Here is a 22285-nt window from a genome sequence, read left to right as displayed (position 1 = left end):
ACGCGCAGGCCGGCCGGCGGTGGCGGCCGCCGTGCCCTCGTATGCGACCCACCGCACCGCGACGACCCGCGAGCTTCCTCTCGTCCTGGTCACCCCAGCGAGAGGAGCGAGCTGACCGTGGCCCGGCCGAGTCCGCTTCGACGCCCTCTGAACTCCCTCTGGTCGCCGGCCGGGAGTGGAGGAAGCCCCTGGGAGGGGCCCGGGGAAATCGCGTCGAGCCTCGCATCCCGATCCGGATACCCTTTCGCAGCCGGTCCGTGTGCCGGCCTTCGACCGAGCATGACCTGCAACGACACAGGGGGAAGAGATGACCAGCACGAGGAAGTCATCGAGTACGGCAGCATCCGTGACCGTCCGAAGCCCGGACAAGCCCTTGGCCCTTTTCAGCGACGAGGCGTCTGCCGTGATGCGGCCGCTGTCCGGTCCGGCGAACTGCCTGCGGTCCCCGCTTGAGACGCTGACCTGGCAGGAGCCCCCCGCCTTGGCGGACAGGGACGGCGACGTGCAGTGACCGAGGCCAAGGCGTCCAGCAGACGCCAGTAGAAGCGGCACCGTCCGGGCGGAGTTCGACGTCGACTGCCTGGCCGTCGACGGTCACGGTGCCATCACCGTGACCGGGCCCATCTCGCAGATCGTGATCACTCCCGTCGACGGTGAGCCGTACCTCTTCGACGAGGGCCAGCGCCCGGAGGCCGGCCTCACCTTCTACGCGGCCCACAAGCAGCACCAGCGCCGGGTCGGCTGGAACCGGACCAACGCCCGGACACACACCGAAGTCGTCAGGTGCGGCGCGGTTCCACCCAGCCTCTGGGGCATCGACGGCAGGACCGTCCTGCACCGCTAGTGCCGTGACCGGGATGGTCCACCGTGATCGGAAACCGGCTCGCGGGACGAGTGCAGGCGAAACGGCTGGTATTACTGGGGCATGCAGGAAGAGATTGCACGCTCCGCGATCGACACATTCATCTCCGCGTTCAACGCCTCGGACGACAGCTACGTGACTGCTCTGCTCTCCCAGGCTCTGACCTCGGACGTGGTCTTCTGGGGGCCGTTGGGCCGCAGCGAAGGAATCGCGGCGGTCGAGCGGTTCGTGCTGGACATCCGGCGCCACCCGGCGGGGACCGGCACGATGGTGCGCTGCTCGGCGGTGGACATGCCTGACGAGTGGGCCCGGTATCAATGGGTCTTCACCACGCCGAACGGAGGTCCCCGCCTGGCGGGAACGGACGTCGTCCATCTGCGGCGGAGCCTCATCGACCAGGTCATCGTCTTTGCCGGGGAGATCGAACCGTCCACCTGAACGGGCCCCCTTCGGCGCTAGGGGGGTGCGGTTCGCGGCTGGTCGCACTGCGGTGTTCAGGGGGCGTCCGCTCCAGCGGAGCATGTCCGCGCCGGTGTGGGCGGATGGGTTGTCCACGATGAGGTGACGCCGTGAGTGGTCGCGATCAGGGTCGCGCGACTCCTTCCAGGTCTTGGTGCGCTGGAAGGTGATGCTGCGGCGCAGGAGCAGGCACCGTAAGGCTTCACGGCCGATGTGGATGGCACGGCCGTGTACTTTCCGCAGGTAGGCGGCTAGGACTTGTCCGGCCGATCATGTCCAGAGCCGGATCCGCCAGCTGCGGCGGTGGCCTTGTTGCGATCGTCATAGACTGCCCCCCAACCCAATAGGCTGACATGTACAGTTCCGGTCTGGAGTGTGGGGGAGGTCGCGTCATGTTTGCGGTGATCTACCGATGGCGGTTGCACGAAGGCAAGGAGCAGCAGTTCGCAGCTGGTTGGCACCGCGTGACACGTGCGATGCACAAGCACTGCGGCAGCTACGGATCACGTCTGCATCAGGCCGATGACGGCACCTGGGTGGCGTACGCGCGGTGGCCGGATGCCGCCACTCGCGAGGGGTGCCCAGATGTGGACCCGGAAGGGGAAGCCATGATGAGTGAGGCGATCGCTGAGCACCTCCCCACCATTCGATGTCATGTGGTGGACGACCTTCTCGCAGAACCCGGTGGCATTTGATCTCCGAGCGGACCGGACTGCCCCTCTCGATCGGTGTCTCCGCCGCGAACACGCACGACGGTCAGGGGCTTGAACCCCTGGCACTGGGCATACCTCGGTGGCGTGGCTGTCTGGGTGCCGTCGACTGCACCCCCGCTACGAGCGTAAGGCCGAGCATTTTCTGGCCTTCGCCGGTATCGCGGCCATCCTGATCTGCTTCCGCCGGCCTGGCAGCTGAGCCGTCCCCTATGATCTCGATCATGGGCAACTTCTCCTGAGCGGGCCGCGACGGTCCCCAGACATTCGCCGGCAAGTGCCGGGCTCCGTCAGCGTGCCCGCACGCTCACCTCGGGAGACACGACCACACCATGTCCGTTCACTCTGCCTGTTCCGCCCTGGACGCCCGCATCGCACGCCTGCGACAGCTCGCCCACGCCGACACCCGGCTGGAGGGCGTGCTGCTCTACGGCTCGTGGACCCTGGGCGAGGCCGACGCCCATTCCGACATCGAGGCATACCTCTACATCCAGGACGACCGCCTCGCCGACTTCGACGGCCCCGCCTTCCTGGCACAGCTCGCACCGCTCCAGCTCTCCTACACCAACATGTACGGCATCCTCTCCGTCGTCTTCGACGACCTGATGCGCGGCGAGTTCCATCTCACCCCCGCCGGTCCCGGCATCGACGAGGTGCCCACCTGGCGAGGCATGGTGCACCTGCCCCGCCCCGACGACGCCGTCCTGCTCGACCGCCGTGGCCGGCTCACCCAGGCCGCCCGGCAGCTGGCCACCTTCCAGCCGCCCGAGCCGGTGACCACCGCCCAGCAGCTCACCGACGAGCTGACCAACTGGACCCTCATGCTCGCCCATGTACTGGCCCGCGGCGAGATCGCCCGCGCCCACGCCCTGCTGCACACCGTCATCGCACCCCAGCAACTGCAGCTCTGCCGCCTCTTGCGCAACAGCACAGCCCACTGGCTCACCCCCAGCCGCGCGCTCGAACAGGACCTGCCCGACACCGACCGTCATCGCTACGTCGCCACCACAGCTGTCGCCCGCGACCAGGACGTGCGCACGGCGGCACGCAACAGCTGGCGCTGGAGCCGCGACCTCGCCTCCGAGGCCGCTGACCGCTGGGCCATTCACCTGCCGCACGAACTCCACGAACACATCAGCAGCCGCCTGAACGACCCTCGCTGACCACATCCCGCTGGGGCTACCGGACTCATCCGGTAGCCCCAGCCTGGCGGCCCCGGTCGCCGCACAACGCCAACTGAGATCACCTCTAAAAGTGCGCCCTTGGTGATGGAGTCGTCTACTGTCCGTTGTTCCCGAACCCGTGCGGGCGAGGCCCCGACCAGGGGTCTGTCCGCTGGGCCTTCGCGATGCCCCTGCCACCCAGGCTGAGACGGCCGCTCCCGGCCGCCTCGCCCCAGTCAAGGAGAAAGCAACTGACTCCGCACTCCCTCGCGTTCTACGTGGACGTGATCACATCTGGAACAGTCCTCGGCGCCAAGCCGACGGACAGTCCCGACAAGGTCAGCGCGATCCTGGGTTCCGACTTCGCCGAGAACTCCCTTGACGACTACAGCATGTGGCGCGACTACGGATTGGCCGAGTTCTTCTGGAGCCGGGAATCGCCCGACCACCCGTGGGAGGGGCACCACTTCACCTTGCAGGTGCACCGGCTTTCGCTCGGGGGCAGCAGCATCGTCAACAAGGTGATTCGCGAGCGGTACGGCCGCTTTGACCGTCACCTCCGCTTCGACAAACTGCAACGGCTGTTGTCGAACCGAGGTGTGCGTCTGGAGGACGTCCCGGACGCCAACGCCCCCGCCTTCACCCTGCACTGGAACCCGGCTTCCCATACGTCCGTCATGGCCTTCCGGCAACGCGAGTGGGGACGGCTTCGGCGGCGTGGCAACGACCTTATCGGTGACGTTCACAAGATCTCTTCACCACTGACTGCGGAGCAAGTGGCATGGCACAGAGCACGCTACGGCCGTCAGGACGCCTCGCGCGTGTCCCTGTGACGGGTCAGTGAGTTCATCGAGTGTGCCTGCCCCACAGTCCAACGGCCACAGCACCTTACGGACATGACCCAAGGCATGTGCGGTGGGTCCGGTGCCGTATGCCAGGCTGCGATGCCTGGACGGTTGGCGACGAGGGGGCCTGCCTGATTCTCCGGCCTCGTTTGTCAGATCAGATTCCCTCTGCCATGGCAACGACCGCTAGACGCCCGTTGATTCACACCCGCGAGTGGATTGCTCCCAGGGACAGCCCCATCGGCGTATTCACCGTTCGGATGCCAGCATCATGGGGGCAACCCACCCACACCTGTCCGCCGAAGGGGACCCACCATGCGTCCGTGCTCTGCGCTGCTCGCCATCCCGAGCGCCTGCGCCCTGGCCCTCCCATCCGCCACCGCCGCACACGCACAGGACGAAATCGGGCTCAACTACAAGTACATCAACACCGCAACCGGGGGCACAGTAAGCGCGACCCTGCCGTAACAGCCTCCCGGAGCCGGATGGTGTCACCTTCCGGTCGGTGAAGTCCGTATTGCCCGGCTAGGGACTGTCCGGCGGGCCACCGGCGCACCCATAGCCGGATAGCGGTGAGGGTGACCGTGCCGTGGAATAGGTACGCTCTCACCCGGATGTGCGAGCCGTCCACGGACGCAACGTAGTTCGGCGGGACATCCGAGGGGTCCCGCCGAACCGAGGTGCAGGTGGCTACTGCCAGACGCGCACGTAGTCGACCAGCATCTTCTGCGGGAAGACGGTCGAGGCGTCGGGCGCGCCCGGCCAGTCGCCGCCCACCGCGTTGTTGAGGATGATGTAGAAGGGGTGGTCGTAGACCCACGGCCCCTTCGTGGTCTCCAGGGTGGAGCGGGCGACGGTGAAGAAGGCGTTGCCGTCGACCGTGAAGGTCATATGGCTGGAGTCCCAGTCCAGGGCGTAGGTGTGGAACCCGGACGAGAAGTCGCTGCCCGCGACCTGGTACGGCGCGCCGTAGCCGCCCGCACCGTTGTACGCGGGGGCATGGATCGTCGAGTAGACGGTGTCGGGGACCTTGCCGATGTGCTCCATGATGTCGATCTCGCCGCAGGCGGGCCACGGAGTGCCGGTCTTGAAGTTGGAGCCGAGAAGCCAGAACGCGGGCCACAGGCCCTGGGTGCCGGTCACCTTGATCCGGGACTCGACGTGTCCGTACGTGAAGTTGAAGTGGTCGGAGGTGTTGATGCGGCCGGAGGCGTACTGGCAGGTGGTGGAGCCGGTCAGCGGGTCCGTGGGGCAACTGGAGCCCGGCGTCGCCTCCTTGCGGGCCTCGATGACGAGGTTGCCCGCGCCGTCCATCGTGGTGTTCCTGCCGTTCGTGTAGTACTCAAGCTCGCCGTTGACGCCGGGGCCGGTGTCCTGCGTCCACTTGGCGGTGTCCGGGGTGGTGCCTGCCGCGGTGTTGAACTCGTCCTGGAACACGATGTGTTCAGGGTTGCCAGGGTTCGGAGGGTCGGCCGGCGGGGCGGTCGGGGCGCCTCCGGTGCCGAAGACGTCGAAGGTCCACAGGGAGTATCCGTATGCGGTGCCGCGCGCCGTGCCGTACATCCGCACGTACCGTCCGGTGCCGTTCACGTCCAGGGTCTGCTTGAAACCCTTGCCGGTGGTGGTCGAGTAGATGTCGGTCCAGTTGGCGTTGTCGGGCGACACCTGGATCTCGAACGCGCTGGCGTAGGCCGGGTCCCACTGGAGGACGACCTGGGTGACGTGGGCGGTCGCGCCGAGGTCGACGGTGATCCACTGGGGGTCGCTCCAGCCGCTGCCCGCCGCGGTGGCCCAGCGGGTCGCCGGGTCGTGGTCGACGGCCTTGTCCGGGGTGCAGCCGCCGCACTGGGCGTCGTCCTGCTGGCTGGAAGCGGTGGCGGGCTTCTTGTAGGAGAGCAGCACCGCGTTGCCGCCGTCCGGCGGAGTCGTCCCGGTGGTGAAGACCTGGAACTCCCACAGCGAGTAGCCGTACTGCGTGGCGCGAGTGGTCCCGTACATGCGCACGTAGCGGCCGGAGCCGGTCAGGGTGAGGAGTTCGGTCGCGCCCGCGCCGGTTGACGTCTGGTAGACGGTGGTCCAGGTGGTGCCGTCGTCCGAGACCTGGATCTGGTACGCCTTCCCGTACGCCGCCTCCCAGCTGAGCTGAACACCGCAGATGCTCTGCTGCGTGCCGAGGTCGATCTGGAGCCACTGCGGGTCGGACGCGGCGCTGGACCAGCGGGTCCCGTTGTTCCCGTCCACTGCGGCCGATGCCGGGGTGCCGGCGTTCTCGGTGGAGGAGGCGGTGGTCGGCTTGTTCAGTGCGGCGTTCGTGGTCGAGCAGCCGGTGCCGCCGCTGCCCGCGGTGCCGTAGACCTGGAACTCCCACAGCGAGTAGCCGTACTGGGTGGCGCGGGTGGTGCCGTAGAGGCGCACATAGCGGCCGGTGCCGTTGACGGTCAGCGTCTGGCTGCCGCCGGTGGCCGTGGTCGTGGAGTAGATGTCCGTCCACGTGGTGCCATCGGCCGAGGTCTGGATCTTGTACGCCCTGGCGTAGGCGGCTTCCCAGTTGAGGACCACCTGGCTGACGGTGACGTGGGAGCCGAGGTCGACCTGGAGCCATTGCGGGTCGGACGCGGCGCTGGACCAGCGGGTCGAGGTGTCGCCGTCGACAGCGGCGGACGCGGGTGTGCTGTCGTTCTCGGTGGACGACGCGGTCGCGGGCTTTCCCTGTGACAGCAGTGTGCCCGTGGCCTGGGCGGGTGGCTGGACCAGGGCCAGCAGGCACGTCGTCAGCAGTGCGGTGACGAGGGCGAACAGAGGGGCGCGGGGCGTCCTTCGCGTTGAGCGGCGTTGCGAGCGGTGCGGGGGTCTGCTACTCACGGCGTCTCCTGCGGGTTGGTCGCCGAATGAGAGAGCGCTCTCCGGACGGACCGATGGTGCGGCGTCGACGCGTACGCGTCAAGACTTTGAACAGAGCGCGCTCAACGGGGCCTCGTAGGGCACAGATTGCGTTCAGAAGATGAAGGGGTGCGAGGTGCCCGCCTCCGTGATGCCCCGTCAGGGCAGAGCGGCGCGAGGGGCGGTGACCCGTGCGTGACTCGCGTCGAAGGCCGCGGCATCGAGGGTTCCGGCCGACGGCCGAGAGTTCCCAGGACCCCCCACCCGACGCGCATTCCCCGGGAGACCGGGGAGCCCGGACCCCAGCCGGGTGGGGGAGTGGACGCGGCGGAGGCGTTGAGCCGCGCCTCCGCACGATCACCGGGCGTCGTGGTCAGCCCAGCTTCTTGGCGAGTTCCGCGAGGAACTGCGGTACCCGGCCGGCGCCGAAGTCGTAGTACCGCGCCCACTGAGGCTCGACCGCGATGCGAGCCATCTTGTCGTACATGGCCCGGCAGTTCCGCTCGAACTCGGCCGCGTACTCGGCGTCGAAGTTCTTCCGTGCGGCGGCGAGGTACTCCGGAACCACCCCGTCGACGATGGTCAGGTGCACGATGCCGCGCACCGACAGTGTCCTGGCCGAGCCGGGGCTGTCGCCGGCGTCGATGGTCAGGGCCACCTCCGGGCGGGCGGTCAGCGCTTTTACCTTGGGCGCCGTGGCCGCTGTGGACATGACGATTTCGTCACCGGTCCAGAAGATCCCGATCGGAATGACACGGGGCCGCCCGTCGAGTCCGTTGTATGCCAGCCGCGCCATCGAGGCTTGGTTCAACAGCTCGTGAGCGTCGGCAAGTTCCTGTGCGATCTGCTTGGGGTCCATGATCGTCGTCCTCTACTGTCGTACGGCCGCTCGTGGCCGCCCTGTTCCTGGGACGGAGGCGCCACCCTGTTCTCGACATCTGCGGCCGACTTTCCGTCGACGCGTTCGCGGTCATCGTGCCGCACGCGAGGGCTCCTCAACTCGAAGCGAGCTTCGGCGGGTCGGCCGTGGCGTTCCTTTCCCGCGTCCGCAGGGCGCATCATGCCTGGCCGGTGGGGCGGAACGTGCTGCTGGGCGCGAGGAAGGATCTGATCGACCTGGAGCTTGATGGAGAGCTCGTCACGCCCGTTCCCGAGCACGCACGGTCCATTTGGGAGCGGTGGCTCGCCGGGCCGCCGGACACGGTCGCTGCCTGGGCGGCCCTTGACACCCGGCGCCGCTGGGCCTGGCACGATCTCGTCCGAGAACGGCCCGGCCCGCGCAGTCACCGTGACCGGCCGGCCGGTCATGCCTACGAACTCGATGGTCGGCATGTCACCGACGAACCGGGCCTCTACCTCGCGCGCTCGGCGAGGCGGTGAACGGGCCGGGCGGCTACTTCGGCGGCTGCCTCGCCGCCCTCGACGACTGCCTGCGTGGCACCTTCGGCTACACCGCCCCGGCAACTCTGCTCTGGCGGGACGCCTCGATCGCACGCGCGTAGTTGTCCCAGGCCCTGTCACCGGATGGCCGGCCCTACGACCTGTTCGGCGTGGTCCTCGATCTCCTGGCCGAGGGTGGCATGCGCGTCACCCTGGCGTGAGCCATGGTCCCCCTGCCGCCCGGCCAGCGCACCTGCCCCGGACACCGCCTCGAGCCTCCGCCGACCCTCGCTACCGCTTGACTCGTCCGCGAACGGCAAGCACCGCAAGACCCAACAACGCGGGCTCCGTCAGGCGAGAAGCCATCTCGGTATAGGTGCCGGTCGTCGTGAGGTTCTGGCCGGAGGACCGGAAGACGACCGAGTTCACGACGACCCTCAGCGACTTCTCCCAGCGCTCGGACGTCAGTCGGGATCGCAGCGGACCGGAAGGGTTCACGGGAGTGGCGTCGTCCGTGGTGAGTGAGATGTGCTGTCCGGCCAGGTGCCCGGTTGTCACGGCCTGCGGGCCATCCTTGGGGATGCCCCACAGGACCATGATCAGGACGGTCGCGGCCATGGCTCCCAGGAGCCAGACAAGGGCCCGGGAAGCGCGTAGACCATAGCCGGACAGGGCCCAGTACAGAGTGAGCAGCGCACGCTCGGAGGGAGGCCGGTCGCCGTCGTGCCGGCGCATCTCCATCTCGCCGTAGTAGAAGTCTGCTGCGTCCGGTTCGTTCTTGGCGTCCTCGAAGGACTTGCGCAGCTGGCGGTATACGGGAGCGAGGGCGGCAGGCGGCTGGGGGGACGTCCCACGCGGCGCGGGTGTCCAGCCGGTCGAGCCGGTGCCGGCGCGCCAGTGGTGTTCTTCGGCGAGCGTACGACGCTGTGTCCAGCGGGTCGGGAGGGCGCCGTTCCGGTGCAGGCCGGTGGGCGCCGCCGCGAAGGTGCAGCGGCCTTCGAGGCGGAGCTGGTCCAGGTGGAAGGTGCCAGTGAGCCGGCAGCCGGACAAGTCCACGTCGGTCAGCGCCACGTGCGCCGCGTCCACCCCGCTCAACGAAGTGATCCGGGCAACCGGGTCCAGGCCGGCCAGAGCGGACTCGTCCACGGCTCGCCGGTCGTAACCGAAGGCAGACGGGCAGGTGCTCACGCTCAGCGGGTACTCGATGACGGCGTTCGTGAGATCCACTGCCGCGTAGCGCAGACGGAGCGTGGCCGTGGAGTCCCAGCGGGTCCTTACGCATGCGAAGAAGGCCGCTGCCGCCTCGATGGTCACCGGGCTGCCGAAGCGTGCGCCAGAGAGATCCAGCTCTCCCTCGCAGGCCATCGGGCCCAGTTGGGACACGGTCTCGAAGATCGCGCCGCTGAAGAAGGCGCCGGTGGAGAACGTCGCCCCGCCGAAGGCGGCACTGCCGGCGAAGGCCGCCCTGCGGAAGACCGCCTCCCCGGAGAACACTGCCTCGCTGAAGTCGGCGTTGTCGGAGAACACCGCCCGGATGAAGCGGGCGCCACCGGAGAACGCCGTCTTCTGGAAGGTGGCCTCACCGGAGAACGTCGTAGCGTCGAAGCGGGCGCTTCCGGCGAATGTCGCCGAGCTGAAGCGGGCGCCGCCGGCGAACTCGACCGCACCGAACCAGGCGTCGCGGGCGAATGCCACATCATGGAAGTCGGCACTTCGGGAGAACTGCGCCGCGCCGAATCGGGCGTCACCGACGAACCGGGCTCCACCGAAACCGGCATCACCGGAGAACACCGCCCCGCGCATACTCGTACCGCCGGAGAACACCGCCCCCTCGAAGAGAGCCCTGCCGGAGAACGCCACCCTGCTGAATCCCGCGTTTCCGGAGAACACCGCACCGCGGAAGTCGGCTTCGGCGAATGTGGCACGGTCGAAATGGGCGTCATGAAGGAACGCCGCCGTACCGAACCAGGCGTCACCGCGGAAGGCTGCTCCGACGAACGCGGCGTCGGCAAACCTCGCGTTGTCGAAGCGGGCGTCAAGGGCGAACTCCGCCCCGCCGAAGTCCGCCGCAAGGGAGAACGCCGTCCTGCTGAACCCGGCGCTCCCCGTGAACGTCGCCCTCCTGAATTCGGCGATCCCCGCGAACGTAGCCCCGCGGAAGACAGCATCGCCGCAGAACACCGCTCCGTCGAAGCAGACGTCTACGAAGTCCACTCCGCCGAAGTCGGCTGCTTCGGAGAACGTAGCGGCTTCGAAACGGGCGTGGCGGACCAGTAGGTGCCCGCTGTCCGGGTCCCGGAGCGCGTGGAGCAGCCGACGCAGCAGATCACCGGTGAAGGTGGTGCCGGAGTGATTGATCTCAGTGTCGGGGGCCAGGCCGGCCAGGTACGTTGCGCGGGAGGCTTCCGGCAGGTGGGCCAGGCAGGCGTCGTAGGGGCCGACGATGAGGCCACGACAACCCACGGGATCGTCCGGGCTCACCCCGATGGCGCAGTGCGGCCAGGGCGGCGGTTCCGGGCTCGGCGAGGTGGTGGTCACCAGGAGAAGACATCAAGCCGAGCTGGGCGATTGCAAGGACCGTGGCTGTACTTCTGTCTCCGGAGAACAGGATTGCCGAGTTCTGGAGGCCCGGAGCGAAGCCCTGCCGGAGGAGTACTTTCTTCCCCGACTCCTGACTTCGATGGCGTTCGATGGCGGAGGACGCGGTCAGGGCCGCCGCCGTGCTGCTGGTCACCGATCGAGGTCAACACCTTGTGCCCTCTGTCCACACCGAGATGGCTGCGACACCCCGACGGACAGCCTCTTCCGGGTCTTGGGCGAGCTTCCCGCAGGCCGCTGCGACGTCCGGCACATCCTCCGGTCCCACGAGCGCATCATGCACCCCGGTCTGGAGCCAGTCGGCGTGGTTGTCGTCAGCTTCGGCAACGGCGAGAGCGATGAGTCTTACCGCGGCCACCGTCCCCACCCGTGCGAGGGCCTCTGCCGTACGTCGGGTCACTGCCGTGTCCTCGACGTCCAGCAGCAGCTCCACCAGAGCTTTCGCAGCCTCAGGAACATCAACGTAGGAAGCAAGGTCACGCCCGGCACGGACACGTTGCGTCCATGCCGGAGACGATGCCTTGGCCATGGCCGTTTCCAATTCACTCATCATCGCTGGCACGACAAGATAGCTCCCGTTCTGCGCGGTTGAGGAGGCCATCATCGGATGGTGATCGGGCGGCGTAGCCAGGTCGTGTCGGACATGCAACGAGACCGCCGTCGTCGTCATCACCGTGAAGTCCGCCGGTGCAGGGTCTTCGGCCTCGCCACCGCAGCCGTCCGTCTCGCTTGACTTCTTGCACGTCAGTCCGGCAGCCAGTGCAGCTCGTGCGCCAGGGTTTTGGCGACGGCACGGATACGGCGGTGCAGCGGCGACTGCTCGCGGGGGAGGACCAGGTGGATCGTCAGGCTGGGCGCGCCCCGCAGCGGACGCCAGGTGAGCCCGGCCGGTTGTGCCGTGGCTGCGGCTTCTCCGGCCGGGGCGAGGGTGACCCCGTCGCGCAGGTCGCGCTGGGACATGTCGAAAGAGACTGCGGGCGTGTGGAATCGGGGGTGTGGTCGGGTGTCTCGGAACAGTGCGGACAGCTGATCGTGAATCACGGGGTTGGCCGTACGGTCCGGGAGGCGCAGCGGATACGCGGCCGCGTCGGCAATTTCGATCTCCGGGTGTTCGGCGAGCGGATGGTCCTGGGCCATCTGGACCCCGATGCGCGCACGCCGCAGCAGGAACCGGCGCACGCCACGGCCCGGCTGTTCACCGCGGGTGATCCCGACATCGATGCGGCCGTCGGCGACCGCGGGGGAGATCTCCGGTGTCGCCATCGGGACCGCGCCGACCTCGAGTCCGCTGTTGCCGCGCAGCAGTCTGTCCACCAGGGCCGGTGTCGTCTCGGCCCCGGTGCTGAGGCTGTATCCGATGCGCAGCGTGCCCAGTTCGCCGGCCGCCGCGCTCCGGGCGGTGTCCCATGCCCGGTCCAGCGCCGCCAGTGCGGGCGGCGCGGACTCCGCCAAAGCCGCACCGGCCGTGGTCAGTACGACGCTGCGCGTGTTGCGGATCAGCAGGGCCGTACCGAGTTCCGCCTCCAATCGGCGTATCCGGGCGCTGAGGGCGGGCTGTGCGATACCGATCCGTGCGGCCGCGCGGGTGAAGTTCAACTCCTGCGCCAGCACCAGGAAGTACCGCAAGCTCACCGTATCCGGCGCCACGCACCCTCCCTGCCGATTGATAACGATCCGCTCTGAGCCTATCCCGTACCGGTCTTTCCCTCGAGCGCACATCAAGCCCTAACCTGCGCATATGGCGACTCCACTGAGCGCAGTACCCGTCGCCGGGATCGATCGATCCGAGTGCCACTTCGAAGTCGGACGTGAACGGCCGAACACAGGAGGTTTCCATGGCTAAGGGTTACTGGGTCAGTGTCTACCCCGCCATTTCCGACCCGGAGAGTCTGACTGCCTACGACAAGCTGGCTCGTCTGGCTGTCCAGGCTGGGGGTGGGCGTCTACTGTCCCGTGGCGGTCGGGTCGTCGCCCGCGAGGCCGGGATCACGCAACGCGCCGTTCTGATCGAGTTCGACAGCCTTGAACAGGCCGTCGCGGCATACGACAGCGAGGCGTACCAGAAGGCGCTGGTGGCCCTCCCCGACGGCGTCGAGCGCGACTTCCGCATCGTCGAAGGCGTCGGATGACCGGCGGCCCAGCCGTCGCTGAGCATCCGTCACCTGATGCGCGCACGGTGCTGAACGACGACTCACGACGTTCTTGCCGGTCTTGATCGTGCCGGTCGCGGAGAATCTTCAAGAGGTCGTCATGGGCCTGCTGGACTTCCTGCCTCCCGCAGTGGTGGGCCTGGCGATGACCCGTCCCGCGGCCATCGCGCTCGTGCTCTGACCGCATAGGTTCGCCGGGCTGGTGGTTGGAGCGGTTGGATGGGCGGTGATGTTCGTACCGATCGCTGGGGGTGTGGTGGCCGGGCCTGTGCGGGTGCGCCGACTGACCGACCAGGAAGGGCCGATCGTGCGTCGGGGCCGTACCAGCTCGGTGCGCTACCGGCGGGCGACGATGCTGCTGGCGTCCGCCGGCGGAAACCGCGTGCCGGTGATCGCCCCTCGATCACTTGACATGCCCGGCGATGGTCCGTGCGCACTCCATCGCCTCTGCGTGTGTGGTGTCCACCTCCAGGTCATAGGCCACGCCCTGGTGGACCACTTCCGCCTGGGATGCAGCCATCCCGATGGTCCGATCGCCTCGTGCGACTTCACGGCCTGCGGCCACCTCCGCGTCACACCTGACGCCGACCCACAGCACGTGCAGTTCGCCCAAGGCTTTCTGCCATCGCTGCTGTGAGTACGCCCCGCCGAGGAAGACCTCGTCGACGATGACCCGGGCGCCTGCACGGGCCATCGCGGCGACTCCTGCGATCCATGCGGCTTCCAGCGTCCGGAACTCAGGACCGACGATCACCTCTCCGTCCGGAGCGAACGCGATCCCGCCATCCGAGGCCTGCATGGACGCCGGCATTGCCCCGACCAGCGTGTCTGTCCCGAGGGCCAGCCACGGATCCGGCAGGACTGCCTGCAGACACCGAACGATTCCGGATTTCCCCGAGCTGGAACCACCGTTGACAACGATCACCTGAGTCATCACCACGCCACCGTAGAGGCGCCAGGGCAACGCTCGAAACGGATTTCCGTGAACCCTGCGCTGCCTGCCACAACCCGGCGAACGTTCCCGGCCAGAGCACTAGCGCTCGTCGGTACGACTCACCACTTGCTGACCCGTAGCCCGGGACAGGCCGCGGACACCGAGGCGACAACGCGGCGGCTGCCGGCCGTACTCCTCCACACCTGAGCCGCTATCGCCGCCCTCGATCCTGATGCCCAGCGTCGCCGGTGGGCAGGTGCCGGTAGGGTGGCCTGCTGTGGACACGGGGGCAGGAAACGAGATGGTTGCGGTCCCGTCGGGACGGGTGACGCTGTCGGACCGGCGGACGCAGAGCAGTTGGCCGGTCGAGGTCGCGCCGTTTCACATGTCGGCGTTCCCGGTCACGCAGTCCTGGTACGCGCGCGTCACGGGCCGGCGGCCGAGTACCGCCCAGGGTGAGCGGCTGCCGGTCGAGGGCGTTTCGTGGTGGGACGCGGTCCAGTTCTGTAACGCCTTGTCCCGGCATGAGGGGCTGACGCCCGCCTATCACCTGTGCGTCGACGCCGAGACGGCCGAGTGGGACACCTCCGCGGACGGGTACCGCTTGCCGACCGAGGCCGAATGGGAGCACGCCTGCCGTGCGGGCACCACGGGCCCGCGGTACGGCCGGCTCGACGACGTCGCCTGGTACCAGGGGAATTCCGCTGGGCGGATCCACTCCGTCGGCGGCAAGCAGCCCAACGCATGGGGCCTGTACGACATGCTGGGCAATGTGTGGGACTGGTGCTGGGACGTCTACGACGCCGAGGTGTACGGGGCCTACCGGGTGCTCCGTGGCGGTGGATGGGCCGACGAGCACTGGAGCTGCCGGGCGTCGGTACGGCGGCGCAGCCACCCGACCTTCCGGATCGACGACGTGGGATTTCGCGTCGTGCGTTCCACACCAGTGCCTCGGCCTGTTTCCGATACGGTCTGAGGGACCACTTGGGCAGCGAGAAGAGGGACCGCGTCGCACCGGGTTCGCGGATCGGCCCGCAGGGGGTCGATCCGGCGATAGTGTGATCGTCATGAGGGCTGAGGGCGAGGCGCTGGTCGGCGGGATGGCGAACGCGGGCGCGGTCTTCCGCCAAGGTGCGCTCGTTGAGCGCCCGGCGCCGCGCAACGCGCGCGCCCTTCATGCCTATCTCCTCGCGCTGAAGGAGCACGGCTTCGACGCGGCACCGGCCCCTGTCGGTCTCACTGCGGATGGCCGTGAGCAGCTGTCCTTCATCCCAGGCGATGTGGCTCTGCCGCCGTTCCCGGACTGGGCGATGACGAAGGGCGCTCTCGCATCGGTGGGGAGCCTGCTGCGGCGCTTGCATGAGACCAGCGCGGCCGTGGCGGTCGACCCCCGAGCCGAGTGGTCCTCGGACCTGGCTGACCCGGAAGGGGGGACGATGCTGTGCCACAACGACGTGTGCCCGGAGAACGTCGTCTTCCGTGACGGTCGTGCCGTTGCCCTGATCGACTTCGACTTGGCGGCCCCGGGCCGACCCCTTTGGGACATCGCCATGGCCGCACGCTACTGGGTGCCCATGCTCGATCCCGGGTCGGCAGCTGCTTACTACCCCTCCGGGCTGGATGCGCCCGCACGGCTGCGGATCCTTGCCGACAGCTATGGCCTCTCGGCGGGGGACCGCGCGGAGTTGCCCGGCGTCATCGAGCAGGCCACCGAGGTTTGCCGGGCCTTTGTCACTCGCCGGGTGGCGGACGGTGACCCCGTCTATCTTCAGGCGCTGACCGAGCGTGGTGGATGGGAACGGTGGGACCGTATGCAGACGTGGCTGGTGGACCACCGCAAGACGTTCACGGCTGCCCTGCTGAACTGACCGGGCTGGACGCCCGAGGAGGCAGAAGCCGCCGTTCTATCCCGACACGGCACATGACCACTCCCGCCGGAATGCATCCCGGAAGGACGAGACCCGCCTGCGTCCGCGGCAGCGGCAAAGACCGAGCCGAGCCCCGGACTGGCTGATGAGAACAGGCACCGCAGCGTCGTAGCCCCGGCGCCAGGCCACCGCTGGGCCTTGTCGCATCCATCAGATCTGGCCGAGGTCGACCTTGGGCGTGCCGGCCTCGTCGAAGCGTTCCGCGATGCAGGAATACCCCAGGGGGGTATACGGTTGAGGTGGTGTGGGGGCCGGGACGGACCCCACTCGACGGGATTGGGGATGAAGGTCATGGACCACAGCACGCACCACGCCGGCGCCGCTCACGACCACGTAGCCCACCACGCCCACGCCGGGCACGAGGACCATCACGGCGGACCCACAGGCACCTCGTGGGGAACGGCGGCGAAGGCGACCCTGCACTGCCTGACCGGGTGTGCCGTAGGTGAGATCCTCGGCATGGCCATCGGCACCGCCTTGATGTGGGGCAACGTGCAGACGATGGTCCTCGCGACCCTGCTGGCGTTCGTCTTCGGCTACTCGTTCACGCTGTTCGCCGTACGACGCGCCCGCCTGGATCTCAAGACCGCGATCAAGGTAGCGCTGGCCGCGGACACCGTCTCGATCGCGGTGATGGAGCTGGTCGACAACGGCATCATCGCGGTGGTCCCCGGGGCGATGGACGCCCACCTGGACGAGAGCCTGTTCTGGACCTCGCTGCTGGGCGGCTTGGCCATCGCCTTCCTGCTCACCACTCCCGTCAACAAGTGGGTGATCGGCCGCGGCAAGGGCCACGCCGTCGTCCACGCCTATCACTGACACCGACCACGCCGGCGAACGCGGCCGGGGCACTCCCTGGGACCGAGGGAGTGCCCCGGCCGCGTTTGGGTCAAGCGACGCTCAGGGGGCCGTGGCTAGCCTCCCGCCGCACGGCTCACCGTTCCGACAACGACTCCGAGGAGATCGACATGAGCGCTGCCACCCTTCCGGTCCTCGCCGACACCGAGGTCGATGACCTCTTCGACCTGGACGTCCGCATCGAGCTGGACGACACCCACGCGGCCGAGGCCGCGTTCACCTCCATCACCTGCGCCTCCTGCTACCCCACCTGGTGCTGTTGAGCAGCCTCACCTGCTGAATCCCCCTTCCCCACACAATGCGGCTGCTGAGGGGGGAAGGTCGCAGGCCGGCTCCGTCCACGGCGTATGCCAGACGGAGCCGGCCGCTGAGCGCCCGCGGGCCGCGGCCCCAAGACTGTCGACCCCCAACCCCGACTCCCACCCCCGCGCGTCCGGCCGCGACCGCGCCCGACCAGCCGACCACGCCCGCGATCGCCACCGAGGGACTGCCACCGAGGGACCGTCACCGAGGGACTGCCGCTGATGCCTTTGCCGCCCGCCCCCCAACCGCTCTTCCGGACCGCCCCCGTCGCTCTACTGCGCGCCCCGAGCCGCAGCCACGAGGACCGCGCCGCCTGGGCCACCGCCTCTGCCACCGACCGCGCGGCCTGCGAGCAACTGCTGAGCAGTGCGGCCGGCGACGGCGTCTTCATGGACGCCCTCCGGGTCGCCAGTCCCAGCCTGGCGAGCCTCGTGGCCGCGAGCACCAACCCCACCGCTCTCGCCGGTCGCACCGATGCCCAACTGCGCCGTGCCGTGGTCTCCGTGCTGCGCTACGAGATCCGGCTGCGCTCGCGTTGCACCCCGTTCGGGCGCTTCGCCGGCGTCGCACCGGTCCGCTTCGCCACCGCGGCCGACGGCCCGGCGGCGAAGGTGTCCTGGTTGGGGCCGGCCCGCAGTCGTACCCGGGTCGACCTCGACTGGCTGCTGCGCGTGGTCCAGCAGCTTGAGCAGGACCGCGACCTGCTCCCGCATCTGAGCCTGCACGCCCATGCCGGGACCATCCCGCGCGGCGGCCGGCTGGTGACGGCCGCGCCCTCCAACCCCGGTGCCGCGGCGGGCGAGAACACCCGCAGCGAGGTCTCCGTCCGGCTCACGCCGGTGGTCGCCGCCGCGCTGGAACTGGCCGCCGCCGGCACAACCGGCAAGCAGGCCGCCGCGGAGCTTCAGCGCCGCTACCCCACCGCCCCACCCGGTGCGGCTGCCGCCCTGCTGGCCACGCTGGTCCGCCAGGAGTTCCTGATCACCGGGCTGCGGCCGGTACTGGACGGCGGCGACCCGCTCAGCCGTGTGATCGACGTACTGACCGCCGCCGAGCGGTCCGTCGGCCGGCCGCTGCCGCTGCTGGCCGCCCTGCGCGCGATAGCCACCGACCGCGACCGCTACGACGCCGCCGCCACCTGGGGCGCGCGCGGCGCGGTGCTGGCCGCGCTGGAGGAGAGGATGCGTCAGCTGGCCGACGCCGACCGGCTGGTCCACGTCGATCTGGCGCTGGCCGCCGAGGTGCGGCTGCCGCACACGGTCGCCGAGGAGGCGGCCCGCGGGCTCGGCGTGCTGTGGCGGCTGTCCGCGCCCGGCCCGGCGCCGCTGCGCGGCTACCACCGCGACTTCCTGGAGCGCTACGGACCCGACCGGGTCGTCCCGGTGCCGGAGGTGCTGGACGACACGGTCGGCCTCGGCGCGCCGGCCGGCTACACCTGGCCGGCCTCGTCCCGCAGCGAGGATCCCGCGCCGCGGCCGCCGCGTGAGCGGGAGCTGCTGGTGGGCCGACTGGCCGCCGAGGCGCTACGCGACGGCGCCCGGGAGGTGGTGCTGGACGACGACCTGGTGGCGCGACTGGCTCCCGGGGAGCCGGACCGCGACCTGTTGCCGCGCTCCTGCGAGCTGTTCTGCACCCTGGTCGCCGCCGACGAACAGGCACTGGCCGAAGGCGACTTCCTGCTGGTCAGCGGTGGCGGACCGGGTGCGCTGGAGGCCGGCGCCACCTACGGCCGGTTCACCGGACTGGCCGGCTCGGTCAACGAGGAGCTGGCCGCCTTCGCCTTCCCCGAGCAGCCGGACGCGATCCACCTCGCTGTCGCCTACCAGCCGCGCCTCACCCGGGCACTCAACGTCGCCAACAGCCCGCGCACCGCGGAGCACGAGGTGACCATCGGGCTGCCGCCAGACCCCGCCGCGACCGCCGTACGGCTGGACGAGATCGGTGTGGCCGCCACCCTCGAACACCTGTATCTCGTGCACCTGCCGACCGGGCGCCGGCTGCTGCCGTACGCCCACCACGCGATGGACCTGCGCGGCCAGGCGCCGAACGCCGCCCGCTTCCTGATCGAGGTCGGTCGTCACGCTCACCGCCCCTATGCGCCCTGGGACTGGGGACCGGCCGGCAGCGCGCCGTTCTGGCCCCGAGTGCGGTACGGCCGGATGGTGCTCGCACCCGCCACCTGGCGCCTGGACGAGCTGCGCGAGCACACCGGGCTCGATCCGGCCCGCTGGGCCGAGGCCGTACGGCACTGGCGGGAGCGCTGGCGGGCACCGCAGCAGCTGGTGCTGACCCGCGCCGACCTTCGGCTGCCGGTCGATCTGTCCGAGTCCTGGCACCGCGAGCTGCTGCGCGACGCGCTCTCCAAGGACCCCCATCTGCTCGCGGTCGAGCTGCCCGGCGGGGAGGAACGGTCCGACGGCTGGCTGCGGGACGCCGAGGAGCGGCCGCACCACTGCGAACTGGCGCTGGCCTTCGTCCGGGAACCGACGGCCGTACCGCTCGCCCCCGCCGTACCCCCCGTCCGGCTGCCGACGGCCGCACCCCGCCTCCCAGCGGTGCACCCGGCCCAGCCGCGGCTGGCCCAGCCCGGCGGCGAGTGGCTGTACGCCAAGCTCTACCTCGCCGGCCGGCAGACGGACTCCTTCCTGACCACCCACCTCACCCCGTTCCTCGCCGAACTCCCGGAAGCAGCCCGGGAGTTGCTCGACCGATGGTTCTTCATCCGGTACCGGGACCCCGACGACCACCTCCGGCTGCGCTTCCACGGCCCCGCCGACGGCCTGTGGCCCGAACTGCTGCCGCCGCTGCACTCCGCGGTCCGGCAGTGGACGTCCCAGGGTCTCGTCGGGCGATTCGTGCTGGACGGCTACGACCCCGAGTGGGAGCGCTACGGCGGTCCCGAAGCCCAGGCAGCCGTCGAGCGCTTCTTCGCCGCGGACAGCCGTACCGCGCTCACCTTGCTGCGGATCGCCCGGCAGGCCGACGGCGCCGGCGGTGACGTGCCGTGGGGCAAGGAGACGCTGGCCGCGCTGTCGCTCGCCGCCATCGCGCACGCCTTCGGCCCGCCCCCCGCGGTGGACACACCGACCCGCTACCAGGAGCCGGGCGCAGCCTGGCTGGCAGGCAGCGCCGCCGGCGAGCAGCCGCCCCCCGGCTTCCGGGCCCACCGGACACAGTGGCTGCGGCTGATCGACCCGGCCGACGGCTGGCCCGCTCTGGCCGGGCATCCACTGGGCGACCAACTGGCGCAGGCCCTGGCCGACCAGGCCGGACATCTGCGCGCCTACCGCCGGCAGCTGGACGCGCTCGCCGCGCGCGGCGCCGACTGGTCGCCACTGCCCGGAGTGCTGGCGAGCCTGCTCCACATGGCCTGCAACCGGCTGCTCGGACCCGACCGGGAAGCCGAGTTGCGCGTCCACGCCCTCGCCCGCGCCTGCGTGACCGGCAACGCCGACCGAAGGAGGCACCAGCGATGACCACAGCAGCAGTGCCCGGCAGCACCGAGCGGATCGCGGCCGTCGTCGACCGGGTGGCTGCCGCCCTCACCGACGAGCCACGCCCGACCGGCCCCGCGGTCGCGCTCGAGGGCGGTTCCGGCGTCGCCCTGCTCCTTGCCGAGATGGCGCGCCGCGATCCGGGCCGGTTGCCCGCCGTACACGGCCGGCTGGCGGCGGCGGTCCGGGCCCTGGCCAAGACGGCCTCGTTCGGTGTGCATCACGGTCCGGCCGCGGTGCTGACGGCCGTTCAGGCGGCTGCCCGGGCCGGCGGACACTATCCGGGCCTGCGCCACACCCTGACCGCACACGTCGCGGCCGAACAACTCGCCCGCCTCGCCGCCCAGCCCGCTGGACCAGGAGTGTCCTGGTCCGGCTACGACGCCATCACCGGCACCGCCGGCGTCGGCCGGGTCCTCCTCAGCGCGGTCACCGACGGCGACGCCGAGGAGCGGGCCGCGGCCGAGCCCGCGCTGCGCGCCACCCTCGCGCACCTCGTCGCGGTCAGCCGGCCGGTGCGGGTGGACGGCCGTGAGGTGCCCGGCTGGTGGGTTCCCGGCCACCGCCAGGCGACCGAGGCGGACCGGGCCCGCTTCCCACGGGGTGACCTCAGCCTCGGGACGGCCCACGGCATCGCAGGCCCTCTGGCGTTGCTCGCCCGCAGTACCGAGCTGGGTGTGGCGGTCGAGGGACAGCCGGCCGCGCTGTGCCGGATCGGCGGCTGGCTGGCCGAGCGGGCCGACCGCGACGTCTACGGGCCGTACTGGGAGCGCCGGCTCCCGCTGGACGACGAACTGGCCCGGGCCCGCGGCGAGCGCCCGCCGCCCTCCTCGCCCCGCACCGGCGCCGCGGGGGCCGCCTGGTGCTACGGCACGGTGGGCATCGCAAGCGCCCTGCTGCGCGCGGCCCGGGTGACGGGCGAGGAGACCTGGAGCCGGCTCGCGCTGGCGAGCACCCACGCGGTACTGGCCCGCCCGGACAGCCTGGACGGTTTGAAGGGCCCCACCGTCTGTCATGGCGAGGCGGGCTTCCTCCAGAGCCTGTGGAGACTCGGGCAGCAGGCCGCCGACCGGACGCTGCTCGACCACTGCGACCGGCTGGCCGACCGGCTCGCCGCAGCCTGGGACGAGCAGACCGACTACGGCTACCGGCACCTGACCGGCCCCCGCGGCACCACCGGCCCGCAGTACGACCGACCACCGGCCGAGGACAACCCCGGCATCCTGGAAGGCGCGGCGGGCGTGGCCGCCGCACTGCTCTCGGTACTGCCGGGCCCGGGCGGGCCGGGCAGCGAACGGCACGAACCCGTCTGGGACCGTGTGCTGCTCCTCTCCTGACCCTGGGCCTCACCACGCGGGCTCCGCCGTACGCCCGGTCACCCAAGGAACCGCGCACCGACCGCTCTCGACCCGGGTCGGCCGGCCGTCCGCACCGGCACGCTCCCGCAGGACGCCCCCCTGGCCCCGCCCGGGGTTCGGGAGCGCCGACCTGCTCGCTAGTGCCTGCGGGGGGCGCGAGCATGCTGAGGCCGTGGGGTGTGAGGCTGATTCTCGCGACAAGGCGTACGCGCGTGCCGGGCGCGGGGCGAAGGTGCCATCGGGCGGTGATGGTGGCCAGGGCGAGAGTGGCTGCGGTGATGCCGTACTGGTCGCCGATGCACTTGCGGGCGCCGGTCCGAGTGAGGAACCAGCCCGGGGGATACAGGCGCAGGGTCTCGGTGA

19 protein-coding genes and 4 pseudogenes are annotated in these 22285 nt (G+C 70.1%); 16 read left to right on the top strand and 7 right to left on the bottom strand.

All coding sequences use genetic code 11. The features are described from left to right. Window positions 1–610 precede the first annotated feature (610 nt). Together ACWCV9_RS29995 and ACWCV9_RS29990 are read left to right on the top strand one after the other, a co-directional pair. Window positions 611–844: a hypothetical protein gene (locus tag ACWCV9_RS29995; protein ID WP_450791214.1), complete on the top strand. Its 234-nt coding sequence runs from the start codon at window positions 611–613 to the stop codon at window positions 842–844. 81 nt (window positions 845–925) lie between these two features. Then, on the top strand, window positions 926–1300 hold the full coding sequence (locus ACWCV9_RS29990) for a nuclear transport factor 2 family protein (RefSeq protein WP_450791212.1): 375 nt from the start codon (window positions 926–928) through the stop codon (window positions 1298–1300). A 138-nt stretch (window positions 1301–1438) separates the two neighbouring features. On the opposite strand, the pseudogene ACWCV9_RS29985 reads toward ACWCV9_RS29990, so the two are convergent. After that, window positions 1439–1576, bottom strand: a pseudogene (locus ACWCV9_RS29985) (IS630 family transposase); the annotation flags it as partial. Between the two features lie 137 nt (window positions 1577–1713). On the opposite strand from ACWCV9_RS29985, the gene ACWCV9_RS29980 reads away from it, so the two are divergent. The 4 genes and pseudogenes from ACWCV9_RS29980 (at window position 1714) to ACWCV9_RS29965 (ending at window position 4027) form a co-directional block, all read left to right on the top strand. Then, complete coding sequence (locus tag ACWCV9_RS29980) at window positions 1714–2016, top strand: antibiotic biosynthesis monooxygenase (protein ID WP_450791211.1); 303 nt, start codon at window positions 1714–1716, stop codon at window positions 2014–2016. Continuing rightward, a pseudogene (locus ACWCV9_RS29975) lies at window positions 1986–2233 on the top strand (hypothetical protein); the annotation flags it as partial. The gene ACWCV9_RS29980 and the pseudogene ACWCV9_RS29975, both read left to right, overlap by 31 nt. Window positions 2234–2363: 130 nt before the next feature. Further along, window positions 2364–3194 carry a nucleotidyltransferase domain-containing protein gene (locus tag ACWCV9_RS29970; RefSeq protein ID WP_450791209.1) on the top strand — a complete coding sequence of 277 codons (831 nt, stop codon included), beginning with the start codon at window positions 2364–2366 and terminating at the stop codon, window positions 3192–3194. 278 nt (window positions 3195–3472) lie between these two features. Next, window positions 3473–4027 carry a hypothetical protein gene (locus ACWCV9_RS29965; RefSeq protein ID WP_450791207.1) on the top strand — a complete coding sequence of 185 codons (555 nt, stop codon included), beginning with the start codon at window positions 3473–3475 and terminating at the stop codon, window positions 4025–4027. A 702-nt stretch (window positions 4028–4729) separates the two neighbouring features. Here the strand turns inward: ACWCV9_RS29965 and ACWCV9_RS29960 are convergent. Together ACWCV9_RS29960 and ACWCV9_RS29955 are read right to left on the bottom strand one after the other, a co-directional pair. Next, window positions 4730–6817 (bottom strand): discoidin domain-containing protein, encoded by a 2088-nt coding sequence (locus tag ACWCV9_RS29960; RefSeq protein ID WP_450791393.1) that lies wholly within the window; start codon window positions 6815–6817, stop codon window positions 4730–4732. Window positions 6818–7292: 475 nt separating this feature from the next. Further along, on the bottom strand, window positions 7293–7778 hold the full coding sequence (locus ACWCV9_RS29955; RefSeq protein WP_450791205.1) for a pyridoxamine 5'-phosphate oxidase family protein: 486 nt from the start codon (window positions 7776–7778) through the stop codon (window positions 7293–7295). 245 nt (window positions 7779–8023) lie between these two features. Here ACWCV9_RS29955 and ACWCV9_RS29950 point away from each other — a divergent pair. After that, window positions 8024–8520 (top strand): annotated as a pseudogene (locus tag ACWCV9_RS29950) (barstar family protein); the annotation flags it as partial. 70 nt (window positions 8521–8590) lie between these two features. On the opposite strand, the gene ACWCV9_RS29945 reads toward ACWCV9_RS29950, so the two are convergent. The 3 genes from ACWCV9_RS29945 to ACWCV9_RS29935 all read right to left on the bottom strand — a co-directional run bounded on the left by ACWCV9_RS29945 (window position 8591) and on the right by ACWCV9_RS29935 (window position 12544). Further along, window positions 8591–10837, bottom strand: a complete 2247-nt coding sequence (locus ACWCV9_RS29945) for a pentapeptide repeat-containing protein (RefSeq protein WP_450791203.1) — start codon at window positions 10835–10837, stop codon at window positions 8591–8593. A gap of 205 nt (window positions 10838–11042) precedes the next feature. Then, window positions 11043–11567, bottom strand: a complete 525-nt coding sequence (locus tag ACWCV9_RS29940) for a HEAT repeat domain-containing protein (protein ID WP_450791201.1) — start codon at window positions 11565–11567, stop codon at window positions 11043–11045. Window positions 11568–11641: 74 nt separating this feature from the next. After that, window positions 11642–12544, bottom strand: coding sequence for a LysR family transcriptional regulator (locus ACWCV9_RS29935; protein WP_450791200.1), 903 nt, complete (start codon window positions 12542–12544; stop codon window positions 11642–11644). A gap of 188 nt (window positions 12545–12732) precedes the next feature. Between ACWCV9_RS29935 and ACWCV9_RS29930 the strand changes: the two genes are divergently transcribed. The 3 genes and pseudogenes from ACWCV9_RS29930 to ACWCV9_RS29920 all read left to right on the top strand — a co-directional run. Then, complete coding sequence (locus ACWCV9_RS29930; protein ID WP_450791199.1) at window positions 12733–13026, top strand: DUF1330 domain-containing protein; 294 nt, start codon at window positions 12733–12735, stop codon at window positions 13024–13026. Window positions 13027–13099: 73 nt separating this feature from the next. After that, window positions 13100–13228, top strand: coding sequence for a hypothetical protein (locus tag ACWCV9_RS29925; protein WP_450791197.1), 129 nt, complete (start codon window positions 13100–13102; stop codon window positions 13226–13228). A 75-nt stretch (window positions 13229–13303) separates the two neighbouring features. Next, a pseudogene (locus tag ACWCV9_RS29920) lies at window positions 13304–13444 on the top strand (IS630 family transposase); the annotation flags it as partial. 6 nt (window positions 13445–13450) lie between these two features. Here ACWCV9_RS29920 and cpt read toward each other — a convergent pair. Continuing rightward, complete coding sequence (gene cpt, locus ACWCV9_RS29915) at window positions 13451–13981, bottom strand: chloramphenicol phosphotransferase CPT (RefSeq protein WP_450791195.1); 531 nt, start codon at window positions 13979–13981, stop codon at window positions 13451–13453. Between the two features lie 301 nt (window positions 13982–14282). On the opposite strand from cpt, the gene ACWCV9_RS29910 reads away from it, so the two are divergent. From ACWCV9_RS29910 to ACWCV9_RS29885, 6 genes are all read left to right on the top strand, one after another. Then, window positions 14283–14957, top strand: a complete 675-nt coding sequence (locus tag ACWCV9_RS29910; protein ID WP_450791193.1) for a formylglycine-generating enzyme family protein — start codon at window positions 14283–14285, stop codon at window positions 14955–14957. Window positions 14958–15048: 91 nt separating this feature from the next. After that, window positions 15049–15849, top strand: a complete 801-nt coding sequence (locus ACWCV9_RS29905; RefSeq protein ID WP_450791191.1) for a phosphotransferase — start codon at window positions 15049–15051, stop codon at window positions 15847–15849. A 351-nt stretch (window positions 15850–16200) separates the two neighbouring features. After that, window positions 16201–16728, top strand: a complete 528-nt coding sequence (locus ACWCV9_RS29900; RefSeq protein ID WP_450791189.1) for a DUF4396 domain-containing protein — start codon at window positions 16201–16203, stop codon at window positions 16726–16728. 149 nt (window positions 16729–16877) lie between these two features. After that, entirely contained in the window at window positions 16878–17030 is a 153-nt protein-coding gene (locus ACWCV9_RS29895) for an FDLD family class I lanthipeptide (protein ID WP_385847291.1), read from the top strand. Between the two features lie 261 nt (window positions 17031–17291). Further along, window positions 17292–20546 carry a lantibiotic dehydratase gene (locus ACWCV9_RS29890; RefSeq protein ID WP_450791187.1) on the top strand — a complete coding sequence of 1085 codons (3255 nt, stop codon included), beginning with the start codon at window positions 17292–17294 and terminating at the stop codon, window positions 20544–20546. Beyond that, the gene (locus ACWCV9_RS29885; RefSeq protein WP_450791185.1) at window positions 20543–21901 is read left to right on the top strand and encodes a lanthionine synthetase C family protein; all 1359 of its coding nucleotides are present in this window, start codon (window positions 20543–20545) and stop codon (window positions 21899–21901) included. Before ACWCV9_RS29890 ends, ACWCV9_RS29885 begins: the two co-directional genes overlap by 4 nt. Window positions 21902–22285 lie beyond the last annotated feature (384 nt).

The sequence above is a fragment of the Streptomyces sp. NPDC001606 genome (assembly GCF_053596835.1).
The sequence above is the reverse complement of the archived record's forward strand: the minus strand, read 5'-3'. Positions and strand labels throughout refer to the sequence as shown.

Coding starts and splice junctions, on each gene's coding strand:
- ACWCV9_RS29990 (WP_450791212.1), top strand. CDS start 926: ATGCAGGAAGAGATTGCACGCTCCGCGATCGACACATTCATCTCCGCG.
- ACWCV9_RS29980 (WP_450791211.1), top strand. CDS start 1,714: ATGTTTGCGGTGATCTACCGATGGCGGTTGCACGAAGGCAAGGAGCAG.
- ACWCV9_RS29970 (WP_450791209.1), top strand. CDS start 2,364: ATGTCCGTTCACTCTGCCTGTTCCGCCCTGGACGCCCGCATCGCACGC.
- ACWCV9_RS29955 (WP_450791205.1), bottom strand. CDS start 7,778: ATGGACCCCAAGCAGATCGCACAGGAACTTGCCGACGCTCACGAGCTG.
- ACWCV9_RS29940 (WP_450791201.1), bottom strand. CDS start 11,567: ATGACGACGACGGCGGTCTCGTTGCATGTCCGACACGACCTGGCTACG.
- ACWCV9_RS29930 (WP_450791199.1), top strand. CDS start 12,733: ATGGCTAAGGGTTACTGGGTCAGTGTCTACCCCGCCATTTCCGACCCG.
- cpt (WP_450791195.1), bottom strand. CDS start 13,981: ATGACTCAGGTGATCGTTGTCAACGGTGGTTCCAGCTCGGGGAAATCC.
- ACWCV9_RS29910 (WP_450791193.1), top strand. CDS start 14,283: ATGGTTGCGGTCCCGTCGGGACGGGTGACGCTGTCGGACCGGCGGACG.
- ACWCV9_RS29905 (WP_450791191.1), top strand. CDS start 15,049: ATGAGGGCTGAGGGCGAGGCGCTGGTCGGCGGGATGGCGAACGCGGGC.
- ACWCV9_RS29900 (WP_450791189.1), top strand. CDS start 16,201: ATGGACCACAGCACGCACCACGCCGGCGCCGCTCACGACCACGTAGCC.
- ACWCV9_RS29895 (WP_385847291.1), top strand. CDS start 16,878: ATGAGCGCTGCCACCCTTCCGGTCCTCGCCGACACCGAGGTCGATGAC.
- ACWCV9_RS29890 (WP_450791187.1), top strand. CDS start 17,292: ATGCCTTTGCCGCCCGCCCCCCAACCGCTCTTCCGGACCGCCCCCGTC.
- ACWCV9_RS29885 (WP_450791185.1), top strand. CDS start 20,543: ATGACCACAGCAGCAGTGCCCGGCAGCACCGAGCGGATCGCGGCCGTC.